We start from the raw sequence: 12,318 nt of genomic DNA on the forward strand, positions 1-12,318 counted from the left end.
CCCGGTGGCGGCCGCTGCTGGATGTCAGTCGTCGAGAAGTTGGAACAGTGTTTCGTTTTTTGGATTGACGGTCAACGCCGGGCAATCCCTGAGGTGCGGGGAGGACTTCTACGGAGTCCTCGCGGCCACCACGTTCACCTGTTCGCCGTTGAACTGCACCGTCTGCCCCGCACGCATCTTGGCCGTCTTGCGCAGCTCGACCTGGCCGTCCACGGTGACCTCGCCTGCGGCGATGAAGGCGCGCGCCTGGCCGCCGCTGTCGGCCAGGCCGGTGGCCTTCAACAGCTTGTCGAGTTCGATGTGCTCACCGCGGAGCTCTAGCGTGTGGACCTGCATCGGCCGCATTCTGGCAGTTCGCCCCGACGGCAGGCTCGGGCCAGATGAGCAGGTCGCAACCGACGCGCGGCAACAGCGAGGCGGCGGTGCTGCCGGTCAGCCACGACAGCCAGCGCGGGCGCTGGGCCTGGCCGACGACGACCAGGTCGGCGCGCCCGTGCTCCTGCTGCACGAGGATCTGCTGCGCGGGGTCGCCACGGCCGAGCGTGTAGAGCAGGCGGTTGCGGCGGGCGTCCAGCACGCTGCTGGCCCGGCGCAGGTGCTGGTGCGCCTGGCGGTCCAGCGCCTGCTGGTAGGCACCCAGGCTGCGCACCGAGGCTTGCGCCACGGTCAGCCGCATCTCCGTGCGCGTATCGACCGCATGAAAAAGCTCGATCACGGCGTCCGGCGCGAAGGCTGCCGCAGCCTGCAGCATGTCCTCGGCGCACACCGGCGCCGTGCCCAGCGCCACCAGCGGTCGGGCATAGGCCTGCACGGCTGGGCCGCGCACGACCAGCAACGGACGGCACTGCGGCGCGAGCAGCCGCCGCGCCAGCGAGCGGCGCAGGCCGCCCAACCCAGGTATCTCCGGAGCCGGCCAGCCCAGCACCAGCACAGCGGGGAGCGCGGTGGCGGCCTCGCGCAGGCCGGCCTCGTCCAGCGTGCCCAGCGCACGCACCGGCAGGCGGTGCCGGCGCGCCAGCATCGCCGCGCAGCGCGGCAGGCGCTCGGCCGCGTCGGGTGGGCCGCTGCCGGCCAGATGGGCCAGGGCCAGTGCGGCCCCGTGGCGGCGGGCCAGCAGCACGGCGCGCTGCACGGCATGGTCGGCAGCCGCCGAGAAGTCGGTGACGAGAAGCAGGGAAGTCATCATGGAAACGGGTCCTTGGCCGGAAGCCGCCCAGGGCGGCGCAGCCCGCCGGGCGACAGGCCACGGGCGGGAGGGCGTCAGTGGTGAGGTGTCAGCGGCTGAGGTCGCCGCTGGACTCGGGCTGGTACAGCAGCGCCTGGATGCGCAGCCGGGCGCCGCTGCGGCCGGCCGGGCTGGGCCACCTCAGCTCGGCGCCCACGGCGCGGCCCAGCAGGCTCAGACCCACCGGTGACAGCACCGAGATGCACCCGAGTTCGGGCCGGGCCTCGGCGGGGTAGCACAGCGTCAGGCGCTGCGGCTGACCGCGCGCGGGGTCGACCACCTCGACCTCGGAGTTCATCGACACGACGTCGGCCGGCAGTTGCGCCGGGGGCAGCAGTTCGGCGCTGTCCAGCAGGTCCTGCAACGGCTCGTGCTGCAGCGCCAGGCGCCGCAGGCGCTGGTGGTCGAGTTCGCTGAGCAGGCGGTCGGCGACCGCCGTGGAAGACACGGGAAACATGGCAAGGCCTCGATCAGGGCCGGCCGCCGCCGAAAGAACGGCGCGGCGGCACGGCATCGCGCTGGGGGTGGGCCCGGCGATCGAGGTTGCGCTACGTGGGGAGAGGGAGGTGGATCGCCGGGCTCAGGAATCTGCGGCCGGGCGCTGCAAGGCCACGGCCGCACGCGTGCCCGCCGACGCGTCGGCGACGGGCATGAGGCGTTGCAGTTGAACCGTGTATGGCATGGCGGTGCGCATTGTGCCCCAGTGCGCCACGCCGGACGCAGGCACCGGCGGCCGGGCTCAGCGGCCCAGGCGCTGCCGCGCCGCGTCGCGGATGGCCGTCAGCGTCGCGCGGGAGGTGCTCACGTCGCTGGACAGGCGCAGGTGCAGCAGCGCCGGCTTGCCGGCCGCGATGGCCGCATCCAGCGCCGGGCCGACTTGGTCGGTACTCTCCGCCTTCACGGCCAGGAAACCGTAGGCTTCGGCCAGCTGGGCGAAGTCCGGGTTGAACAGGTCGCTGCCCGACACGCGGCCCGGGTACTCGCGCTCCTGGTGCATGCGGATGGTGCCGTAGGTGCCGTTGTCGACGACGATGACCAGCAGCTTGCTTGCGCCGTAGCCCGTGGCCGTGGCCAGCTCCTGGCCCGTCATCAGGAAGTCGCCGTCGCCGGCGATGTTGACGACCCAGCGGTCCTGCTGGAGCAAGGCCGCAGCGACAGCGGCCGGCACGCCGTAGCCCATCGCGCCGGAGGTCGGCGCGAGCTGCGTCTTGCCGAAGCGGTGCAGCCCGGTGTAGCGGTGAAAGCGGTGCAGCCAGCCGCTGTAGTTGCCGGCGCCGTTCGTGAAGACGGTGCCCTCGGGCAGCTTGGCGTCCAGCAGGCGGATGACCTCGGCCATGTCCAGCGGCGCGACCGGCGTGGGCACCAGGTTGGCCTGGTAGTCGGCGTTGGCGGAGGCCGTCCAGTCGCGCCACGCGATGCTGGCGGGCGGCGCCAGCGCCGCGAGCGCCGGCGCGGCCTGGCTCATGCTGGCGTTGATGAGCAGCTCGGCCGTGTAGACGCGGCCCAGCTCCTCGGCGCCGGCATGGAGGTGGATGAGTTGCTGCGCGGGACGCGGCGCCTGCAGCAGCGTGTAGCCGCCGGTGGTCATCTCGCCCAGGCGCGGGCCGATGGCGAGGATGAGGTCGGCAGCCTTCACGCGCTCGGCCAGCTTCGGATTGATGCCGATGCCCACGTCGCCCGCGTAGTTCGGGTGCGCGTTGTCGAACAGGTCCTGGAAGCGGAAGGCGCAGCCCACGGGCAGCTGCCACGCCTCGGCAAACGTCTGCAAGGCGGCCGTGGCCCCAGGCGTCCAGCCGCCGCCGCCGGCGATGACCAGCGGCCGCTGCGCCGCGGCGAGGCGCTCGCGGAGTTCGGCCAGCGCGGCCGGCGTCGGCGCGCTTTCGGCCGGCCGCGCGGGCGCGACGACGGGCGCCGTGATGGGCTGGGTCAGCATGTCCTCGGGCAGCACCAGCACCACGGGGCCGGGCCGGCCCTGTATCGCGGTGTGGAAGGCGCGGGCCACGTACTCCGGCAGCCGCTCGGCGTCGTGCACCTCGCCCACCCACTTGGCCATGCCCAGCGTGCCGGGGCCGAACATCTGGCGGTAGTCCACCTCCTGGAAGGCTTCGCGGTCGCGCTGGTCGCTGGCGACCTGGCCGATGAACAGGATCATCGGCGTCGAGTCCTGGAAGGCCGTGTGCAGGCCGATGCTGGCGTTGGTCGCGCCCGGGCCGCGGGTCACGAAGCAGATGCCCGGGCGGCCGGTCAGCTTGCCCTGCGCCTCGGCCATGAAGGCCGCGCCGCCTTCCTGGCGGCAGGCGATGAAGCGGATCTTGCCGGCGTGCTCGTGGAAGCCGTCGAGCACGGCGAGGTAGCTCTCGCCCGGCACGCCGAAGGCCGTGTCGACGCCCTGGGCGACCAGCGCCTCCACGAGGGCGTGGCCGGCCAGGCGCGAAGTTGCAGCTTGTCTAGTCATGTGGCCACTTTAGCCGGCCGCCACGCCCCACGGCATTGACACGAGGGGGCCAGCCATAACCTGCGGTGTCGGCAAGACGGCCACGCTCACGGCGCCTCTTGCGCCTGCGTCTGCGCCTCGCCCTCCTCACGTGCGACCGTGAACAAGTCCCACACCGCCATGAACATCGCCGCGATGACCGGGCCGATGACGAAGCCGTTGATGCCGAACACGGCCATGCCGCCGATGGTGGAGATCAGCACCAGGTAGTCGGGCATCTGCGTGTCCTTGCCGACCAGGATGGGGCGCAGCACGTTGTCCACGAGGCCGATGACCAGCACGCCGTAGGTGATCAGCGCCACACCCTGCCAGATCGCGCCCGTGACCAGGAAGTAGATGGCCACCGGCCCCCAGATCAGGCCTGCGCCGATGGCCGGCAGCAGCGACAGGAAGGCCATCAGCACCGCCCACAGCAGCGCCCCCTTGATGCCGAAGAACCAGAACGCCAGGCCCCCGAGGGCGCCCTGCGCGGCGGCGACCAGGATGTTGCCCTTGACGGTGGCGCGGATCACGGTGATGAACTTCGCCGCCAGGTGCTTGCGGTGCTCGGGCGCCAGCGGCACGGCCGCGCGGATGCGCTGGCTCAGCGCCATGCCGTCGCGCAGCAGGAAGAACGCCAGGTACAGCATCACGAAGAAGCCGACCACGAAGTCCAGCGCGTTCTGGCCCATGCTGTAGACATAGGTCGCGATCGCCTGGCTGCCGCGCCCGACGGCGTCGGTGATGCGGGTCTGGATCTCCTTGAGGTCGGTCAGCCCGAAATGCTCCAGCAGGTCGTGCGCCCAGCCCGGCAGCACGCCGATGACCTGCTCGAAATAGCGCGGGAAGTCCGTCTCGCCGGACTGCATGCGCTGGTACAGCGCGGCGCCCTCCTTCACCAGCATGCCGGTCAGGAAGATCAGCGGCAGCACCACCATGAGCACGACCAGGAACACCGTCGCGAGCGCGGCCAGCGTGCGCCGCTGCTTCCACTTGCGCAGCAGCCCCGCGTGGACCGGCATGAAGACGATGGCGATCACCGCCCCCCAGAACACCGCGCCGCTGAACGGCAGCAGGATCCACACGAATGCCGCGCTGACCGCCATCAGCAGTGCCAGGAAGGCGTTGTGCTCCAGCAGGGGCGAGGTGGCGAAGTTCTTGAATTTCATGCGGCGCGGCGGGTCGGCCCGAGGGCGGGCGGTGTTGCGCATGGTACGGGCCGGACGGCCCTCGCCATGCAGGCGCACGCCGGCTCGGTGCGTCAGTCGTCGACGGCCTCGATGCCCTGGGCCTTCAGGCGTGCGAGGTGCTCGTGCATGGCCCTCAACTGATCCGCCGAATGGCCTTGCCAGTCCGACACCTCGCCCGTCACCCGCAGTGCCTCGCGCGAGCGGTACGACTTCGTCGGATTGCCGGGGAACTTCTTGTCCGTCAAATTGGGGTCGTCGACGATCTCGCCCGTCGGCTCGACGATGTAGATGCGGCCACGGCCTTCGCCCATGGCCAGCTCCGCACCCCAGATGGCCGCGTCCAGCGTGGCAGTGAGATAGACGTGCCTGGCCTGTCGGCGCTGGCCGTAGTTGGAGGCATGGCCGGGCCGGATCAGGTCCCCGGGCTTCAGGTCCGCCTTGGTGCCGTGGTAGTACGGCGGCGCCGCAATGGCCGGCGCGTCCATCAGGCCGGCACCGCGCCCAAGGACCTGCGGCTCAGGCCCAGGCCCACGAGGCCGGCCGACGCGATGCCCATGATCAGCGCCAGCGCCGCGCCGCCGAAGATGCCCAGCGTCACGCCGCGGTCCATCAGCGCGCCGAACACCGGCGCCGCCACCGCGAAACCCACGTCCAGGCCCGAATACACCGTGCCGTAGACGCGCCCCGTGGCGCCCGGTGGCGAGGCGCGCTTGATCAGCATGTCGCGCGACGGGCCCGCCACGCCGGTGCCGAAGCCGGCCAGCGCCGCGACGACGGCGGCCACCAGGCCGGGCAGCACGCCGCTGGCCGTCAGCAGCAGCAGCGCGGCTGCGAACGCCATGGCCAGCGCGATGGTGCGCTCCAGTTTCTCGGCGCGGGCGACCAGGAAGCCGCCGAACACCATGCCGGCGGCACCCGCCAGCATGTAGCCGGTGACGACGTAGGCGGTCAGCGTGGCGGGCAGGCCGTAGGCCTTCTGCAGCGCAGGGCTGGCGAAGCTCTGGATGGCCGACAGCGCCGCCGTGCTCCAGAAGAAGAAGGAGAAGCACAGCCACACGGACGGCAGCTTCAGGAAGGCCATCGGGTGCTCGACCTTCGCGCCGGCGGCCGGTTTGGCGTGATGCCACTCGCCCTGGCGGTCGTCGATGGCAGCGCGCTGCCAGAACAGCAGGCCCATGACGGCGAGCGCGACCAGCGCGGTGCCCAGGTAGGCGAAGCGCCAGTTGCCGGTCGCCTCGGCGATGCCGATGGAGAACACCGGTGCGAACGCCCAGCCCAGGTTGCCCGTGATGCCGTGGACCGAGAAGGCATGGCCCAGGCGCGGCTGCGAGACGCGCTTGTTCAGGATGGTGAAGTCCGCCGGGTGGAACGGCGCATTGCCCAGGCCGGCGAGCGCCGCCGCCAGCATCAGGCCGCCGAAGCCCTGCGCGAGCCCCGCCGCGACCGACGCCACCGTGAAGCAGCCCATCGCGAAGAACAGCACCGGCCGCGCGCCGACGCGGTCGACGATGAAGCCCGACAGCGCCTGGCCCGCGCCCGAGATGATGAAAAAGGTCGTCACCAGCAGGCCCAGCTCCGAATAGCTCAGGCCGAACGCCTGGATGAACGCCGGGAACAGCGGCGGCAGCAGCATGTGGAAGAAGTGCGAGGTGCCGTGCGCGACGCCGATGGTCGAGATCGTCGTGATGTCGCGCCGGCGCTGGCGGCTGGCGTCGAGGGAGGAAGCGAGTGCGGTCACCATGCCCGCCACTCTAGGGGCTTCGCTGCCGGCCCGGTTACGATGGTTCGTCAAGTTCTGTCGAAATCCGGTCATGGCCAGCCGCCTCAGCGTTCCCGCCTTCTCGCCCGAGCGCTTCGCGCCGACACCGGCCCGCCCGCTGCGTGCCAAGTCCCGCGTGCTGGAACACCAGACCGACATCCAGCCCCACCGCCACGACTGGGGGCAGTTCGTCTTCTCGATGACCGGCGCCGTGCGCGTCAGCACCGACGGCATCCAGGCGGCCGCCTGGCCGGCCGCCTCGGCCACCTACATCGTGCCGCCGTCCCGCGCGGTCTGGATCCCGCCGGGTCTGGTGCATGCCGTGACGGCCATCGAACGGTGCGACCTGCGCACGCTCTACGTCGGCACGGGCCTGCTGGAAGGTGACGCCTGGCAGGTGGGCCGGGTGCTGGAGGTGTCGCCGCTGATGCGTGCGCTGGTGCTGGCCCTGCCCGCGCTGCCGGACCCGCTGCCGGCGGAAGCCGCCGACGACGCCGAGCGGCGCCGCGGGATCGAGCACCTGGTGGTCATCGAGCTGAAACGGGCGCGCGCGCTGGCGCTGGGTGTGGCGCTGCCGCAGGACGCGCGGCTGCGCAGGCTGTGCGAGGCCATGCTGCGCGAGCCCGGCCGCCATGCCGGGCTGCAGGCGTGGGCCGCCGAGGCGGGTGCCAGCCCGCGCACGCTGAGCCGGCTGTTCCGCGAGCAGCTCGGCACCAGCTTCGCGCAATGGCGTTCGCAGGTGCTGCTGGCCCACGCGCTGACGCTGGCCGCGCGCGGCCGGCCGATGAGCCACATCGCCGCCGAACTGGGCTATGCCAGCGCGAGTGCCTTCACGGCCATGGTCAGCCGCACGGTCGGCATGCCGCCGCGGCGGTTCTTCGATCACGCCTGAGGGCCGGCCGGCGCGCGCAGGCGCGTGCGACGATGCCCCCTCCTCCACTGCGGGAAACGAACATGCATCGACGCCAACTGGCCCTGGGCCTTGGCAGCACCCTGCTGGCGGGCTTGCCGCTGGCCGCGGTCGCTCGCGACGACGACGGTGAATTCGTCATCGTGCAGGCGCGCTACGGCGTCATCGGCAAGCAGGTCGACGTGACCGCCCGGCTGCGCGAGCTGGCGCGGCGCGACCAGCGCGTGCGGCTCACGAACGAGTTGTTCGGCGTGGACCCGGCACCGGGCCGCACGAAGACGCTGCGCATCATTGCGCGCGACCGGCAGGGGCAGGACCGCACGCTCGAGTACCGTGAACGCGACTGGATCGACGGCGCGCGCTTCATCGGCTGGCGCAGCGGCAAGTGGGGCGACTCGGGCAGCTGGCAGCCAGGCGGCGGGCGCAACGACGACTTCCGCGACGGTGGCCGCGACAGCGGCGAGTTCACCATCCTCTACGCCACCTACGGCACGCAGCGCCGTGAGGTGGACGTGACCGACCGCCTGCGCGAGCTGGCCCGGCGCGACCAGCGCTTTCGCATGGGCAACGAGACCTTCGGCGTGGACCCCGACCCGGGCCAGACCAAACGACTGCGCATCGTCGCCCGCGACCGCAACGGCCGCGAACGCAGCTTCGAATATGCCGAGTATTCAACGGTGGACGGCGCGCAGTTCATCGGCTGGGGCGGCGGCGACTGGGGCGGCCCGAGGCGGCCACCCGCGCCACCGCCCGGCCGCCTCGTCATCGAGAGCGCGAGCTACGGCGTCGACGGTGCATGGAGCGACGTGACGCAGGCGCTGCGCGCCCAGGTGCGCGGCGACCGCTTCGAGGCCGAGGTGGGCAACGACTTGTTCGGCTTCGACCCGGCGCCCGGCCGCCGCAAGCTGCTGAGCGTGACCTACCGCTTCGACAACCAGCCCAGCAGCACGGCGCGCGTGCGGGAGAGCGACACGCTGCGGCTGCCCTGAGCGGACCGGCGGCGGCCGGCGTCGACAATCCCACCGCTGCGGCACGGCCCGCGCGACGGCCGCCCGTGCCCACAACCCGGCAGAACCGCCCGAAGCCGTCTAGCATTTCCGCAAGAAGACTCAATAGACGCACCCGCATGGAATCCCAGTTGTTCGACTACACGCGGCAGGATGCCGCCGGCGCCTGCTCCACCGCCCACGCCTGGGCCAAGGTGCCCGCGCCGCTGACGCCGCCCGAGCGCAACGCGCTGGTCGAGCGCGCCCGCGCGCTGCTGGCCAAGCACAACGCCGTCCTCGTCGCCCACTACTACGTGGACGGCGTGCTGCAGGACCTGGCGCTGCAGACCGGCGGCATCGTGTCCGACTCGCTGGAGATGGCCCGCTTCGGCCGCGACCACGCGGCGCAGACGCTGGTGGTGGCCGGCGTGCGCTTCATGGGCGAGACGGCCAAGATCCTCAGCCCCGAGAAGCGCGTGCTGATGCCCGACCTGGACGCCACCTGCTCGCTGGACCTGGGCTGCCCCGCAGACGAGTTTGCCGCCTTCTGCGACGCCCACCCGGACCGGCGCGTCGTCGTCTACGCCAACACCAGCGCCGCCGTGAAGGCGCGCGCCGACTGGATGGTGACCAGCTCCTGCGCGCTGGAGATCGTCTCCAGCCTGCACGCCCGCGGCGAGAAGATCCTGTGGGCGCCCGACCGCCACCTGGGCCGCTACATCCAGGAGCAGACCGGCGCCGACATGCTGATGTGGAACGGCGCCTGCATCGTGCACGACGAGTTCCGCGGGCTGGAGCTGGAGATCCTGCGCGAGCAGCACCCGGGCGCGCTGGTGCTGGTGCACCCCGAGTCGCCCAAGAGCGTCGTCGAGCAGGCCGATGTCGTCGGCTCCACGTCGGCGCTCATCAAGGCCGTTGTCGAGGGCAACGCGCCGGCCTACATCGTCGCGACGGACAACGGCATCCTGCACCGCATGCGCCAGCTGGCGCCGGGCAAGCGGCTGATCGAGGCGCCCACGGCCGGCAACAGCGCCACCTGCAAGAGCTGCGCGCACTGCCCCTGGATGGCGATGAACGGCCTGGCCAATCTCGTCGACTGCCTGGAGAGCGGCCAGCCCGAGATCCAGGTCGACGAAGCCATCCGCGTGAAGGCCCAGGCCTGCATCAACCGCATGCTGGATTTCACGGCTGCCAGGAAGAAGGCGGCAGCGGGCATGACCCCCGGCATCGGCGCGGCCTGATGGCGCTATAAACCCGCATCCCCTGTCCTTGACGAGGCCTCCGCCATGAACGCCGACTTCAGCTCCCTCTACAACCACCACGAGCGCGAAGTCTTCGGCGCCGTGATGGACTCGTCCAAGGACTTCCCGGACATCGCCAGCAGCAACGACCTGCTCTGCGACGTCGCCTGCGTGGCGCTGAACCGCCTGCAGCCGCGCTACATCCGCCACGAGGTGGACTTCAGCTTCTACCTGACCGAGCACGAACGCCTGGAGATCGACAACGCCATCGCCGATGCGGTCGCCTATGCGTTCAACTTCGTGCAGGCGCGCACGGCGCTGCGGGCGCGCAAGTGAGTCAGGGCGGCGGGCCCGCCGCATCGGGCCAGCGCAGCGCGAGCGTCAGGCGGCCCTCGGCCTGGCTGACCGTGGCACTGCCCCCGTGCAATTGCAGGATGGAGCGCACGATCGACAGGCCCAGGCCCGCCCCCTGGCTCGAGCCTGGCCGCGCTGGATCGGCGCGGTAGAAGCGCTCGAACAGCTGATCAAGCCGGGGCGGGTCCAGCGGCAGCGCCGGGTTGCTGATCGTCAACAGCCAGGCGCCCGGCTCGCGGCGACCTTGCAACACCACGTCACCCGGCGCCTGCGCATGGCGGATCGCGTTGGACACGACATTGGCCAGCGCCCGGCGCAGCAGCGTGGGGTCGGCCTGCAGCGGCGGCCCGCCCGCCGGCGCGGCCTGCACCAGCAGCCGCAGGCCGCGTTCGTCCGCCAGATCCTCGAAATAGTCGGCCTGGCGCCGCAACTCCGCTGCGGCGTCCAGGGCCTGAAACGCCAGGGCCACATGGCCATGGTCGGCCCGCGCGAGGAAGAGCATGCCGTCGGTCATGCGCTGCAGCCGTTCGAACTCTTCCAGGTTGGACTCCAGCAGTTGGCGGTAGCTGTGTGCATCGCGGGGATGGGCCAGCGCCACCTGGGTCTGGCCGCGCAGATTGCCCAGCGGCGTGCGCAGCTCATGGGCCAGGTCAGCCGCAAAGCCGCTCAGGCGCTCGAAGCCCTGCTGCAGGCGGTCCAGCATGCGATTCACCGCCTGGGCCAGGCCCGCGAACTCGGGCAGCGCGGGGACGTTCAGGCGCCGTTCGAGCCGGTCGATCCGTACGTCGGCCGCCTCGTGCGCCAGCCTGCGCAGCGGCCGCAGCACCCAGGCCATGGCCGCAGCCGCCGCCAGCCCGCTGGCCAGCGCCACCAGCGCGGCCAGCCCGGCCAGCTGGCGGCGGTTGGCACGCAGCGCGTCGTCACGTTCATGGAAGACGCGGGCGACGGTGATCAGCACCGCCTGGCCCTGCGGCGCGGGCCCCAGCCGGCCCTGGGCCGACACGACTGCAGCCGGCGTACCCGCGGCGGTCTGCCAGTGCACGAGGGAATCGACCGACGCGCGTTCCGCATCGGCCACCGGCGGCGCGGCTGGCAGGGCCAGCCCGGCTGCGTTGATCTCCAGCAGCAGCCGGCCATCCGCGCCGAGCAGCCGCACGATGGCATTGCCCTCCCCGCTCATGCTGTCCCTGAGGTAGCGCGGCTGCTCGATCAGCAGGCCGGGGCTGGCCGACTGGGCCAGCAGCGTGCTGACCTGGCGCAGCTTGCCCAGCAGCGCGCGTTCGTCGCTGCGCACCCACTGCTGGGCCAGCGCGGCATAGGTCAGCCCGCCCAGCAGGGCCGTCAGCAGCGCCGCGCCCAGCGCGGCGCCGAGCGCCATGCGGGCCACCAGCCCGAGCGCGCGCGGCCTCATGCCTCGGGCTCGCGCAGTTCGCAGACATAGCCCATGCCGCGCACCGTGTGGATCCAGCGCCCGGGCACCGGGTCGCCGATGCGCTGGCGCAGCCGCCGCACGGCCACGTCCACGACGTTGGTGTCGCTGTCGAAGTTCATGTCCCACACCAGCGACGCGATCTGCCCGCGCGACAACACCTCGCCCTGGCGCCGCATCAGCAGCTCCAGCAACGTGAACTCACGTGCGCTGAGGTGCACCCGCTCGCCGCCGCGGGTCAGCACGCGGGCCGGCACATTCATGCGCAGCTCGCCCACTTCGATCACCTCGGCCTGGCGCGGCGGCCCGCGCCGCAGCAGGCTGCGGATGCGGGCCACCAGCTCGGCGAACGCGAAAGGCTTCACAAGATAGTCGTCGGCACCAAGCTCCAGGCCCTGCACGCGGTCCTGGACCGAGTCGCGCGCGGTCAGCAGCAGCACCGGCGTGGCGCGGCGCTCGCGCAGCCGCCGCAGCACCTCACGGCCGTCCAGGCCCGGCAGCATCAGGTCCAGCACGAGCAGGTCGTAGTCCGACTCCAGCGCCCAGTGCAGGCCGCTGTGCCCGTCGCTTACCACGTCGACCACGTAGCCACATTCGCGCAGGCCCTTGCGCAGGTAGTCCGCTGTCTTGGGCTCGTCTTCGACCACCAGTAGGCGCATCGCATCCATCTCCTCGGCCACAAGCATGCCTGCAACGGCGCCGGTCGCACATGACAAAGATGTCATCCCGTGGTCAGCGCACTGCCCTGCGC

At 71.7% G+C, this 12,318-nt stretch carries 13 protein-coding genes; 4 read left to right on the top strand and 9 right to left on the bottom strand.

Translation table 11 applies throughout. From position 1 onward, the window contains the following. Positions 1–108: 108 nt before the first annotated feature. The 7 genes from ACO07H_RS17025 to ACO07H_RS17055 all read right to left on the bottom strand — a co-directional run bounded on the left by ACO07H_RS17025 (position 109) and on the right by ACO07H_RS17055 (position 6,629). Positions 109–336, bottom strand: a complete 228-nt coding sequence (locus tag ACO07H_RS17025) for an RNA-binding S4 domain-containing protein (RefSeq protein ID WP_422016271.1) — start codon at positions 334–336, stop codon at positions 109–111. Then, positions 305–1,186 (bottom strand): universal stress protein, encoded by an 882-nt coding sequence (locus tag ACO07H_RS17030; RefSeq protein ID WP_422016273.1) that lies wholly within the window; start codon positions 1,184–1,186, stop codon positions 305–307. The genes ACO07H_RS17025 and ACO07H_RS17030 overlap by 32 nt, the downstream gene beginning before the upstream one ends. 88 nt (positions 1,187–1,274) lie before the next feature. Further along, positions 1,275–1,682, bottom strand: coding sequence for a GreA/GreB family elongation factor (locus ACO07H_RS17035; protein WP_422016275.1), 408 nt, complete (start codon positions 1,680–1,682; stop codon positions 1,275–1,277). Between the two features lie 282 nt (positions 1,683–1,964). Continuing rightward, the gene (locus ACO07H_RS17040; protein WP_422016277.1) at positions 1,965–3,680 is read right to left on the bottom strand and encodes a thiamine pyrophosphate-binding protein; all 1,716 of its coding nucleotides are present in this window, start codon (positions 3,678–3,680) and stop codon (positions 1,965–1,967) included. 86 nt (positions 3,681–3,766) lie between these two features. Continuing rightward, positions 3,767–4,867: an AI-2E family transporter gene (locus tag ACO07H_RS17045; RefSeq protein ID WP_422016279.1), complete on the bottom strand. Its 1,101-nt coding sequence runs from the start codon at positions 4,865–4,867 to the stop codon at positions 3,767–3,769. 92 nt (positions 4,868–4,959) lie between these two features. Beyond that, on the bottom strand, positions 4,960–5,373 hold the full coding sequence (arr, locus tag ACO07H_RS17050; protein ID WP_422016281.1) for an NAD(+)--rifampin ADP-ribosyltransferase: 414 nt from the start codon (positions 5,371–5,373) through the stop codon (positions 4,960–4,962). Beyond that, positions 5,373–6,629 carry an MFS transporter gene (locus ACO07H_RS17055; protein WP_422016283.1) on the bottom strand — a complete coding sequence of 419 codons (1,257 nt, stop codon included), beginning with the start codon at positions 6,627–6,629 and terminating at the stop codon, positions 5,373–5,375. Before ACO07H_RS17055 ends, arr begins: the two co-directional genes overlap by 1 nt. A 70-nt stretch (positions 6,630–6,699) precedes the next feature. On the opposite strand from ACO07H_RS17055, the gene ACO07H_RS17060 reads away from it, so the two are divergent. The 4 genes from ACO07H_RS17060 (at position 6,700) to ACO07H_RS17075 (ending at position 10,120) form a co-directional block, all read left to right on the top strand. Next, positions 6,700–7,539 carry an AraC family transcriptional regulator gene (locus ACO07H_RS17060; protein WP_422016285.1) on the top strand — a complete coding sequence of 280 codons (840 nt, stop codon included), beginning with the start codon at positions 6,700–6,702 and terminating at the stop codon, positions 7,537–7,539. Between the two features lie 62 nt (positions 7,540–7,601). Continuing rightward, positions 7,602–8,546, top strand: a complete 945-nt coding sequence (locus tag ACO07H_RS17065; RefSeq protein WP_422016287.1) for a hypothetical protein — start codon at positions 7,602–7,604, stop codon at positions 8,544–8,546. 137 nt (positions 8,547–8,683) lie between these two features. Then, positions 8,684–9,784, top strand: a complete 1,101-nt coding sequence (gene nadA / locus ACO07H_RS17070) for a quinolinate synthase NadA (protein WP_422016289.1) — start codon at positions 8,684–8,686, stop codon at positions 9,782–9,784. 45 nt (positions 9,785–9,829) lie between these two features. After that, entirely contained in the window at positions 9,830–10,120 is a 291-nt protein-coding gene (locus ACO07H_RS17075) for a late competence development ComFB family protein (protein ID WP_422016291.1), read from the top strand. 1 nt (position 10,121) lies between these two features. Here the strand turns inward: ACO07H_RS17075 and ACO07H_RS17080 are convergent, their stop codons facing one another. After that, complete coding sequence (locus tag ACO07H_RS17080) at positions 10,122–11,549, bottom strand: heavy metal sensor histidine kinase (RefSeq protein WP_422016293.1); 1,428 nt, start codon at positions 11,547–11,549, stop codon at positions 10,122–10,124. Then, on the bottom strand, positions 11,546–12,226 hold the full coding sequence (locus tag ACO07H_RS17085) for a heavy metal response regulator transcription factor (protein ID WP_422018651.1): 681 nt from the start codon (positions 12,224–12,226) through the stop codon (positions 11,546–11,548). Before ACO07H_RS17085 ends, ACO07H_RS17080 begins: the two co-directional genes overlap by 4 nt. Positions 12,227–12,318: the final 92 nt, after the last annotated feature.

This window comes from Roseateles sp. (assembly GCF_965229315.1).
Taxonomy (GTDB): domain Bacteria; phylum Pseudomonadota; class Gammaproteobacteria; order Burkholderiales; family Burkholderiaceae_C; genus Pelomonas.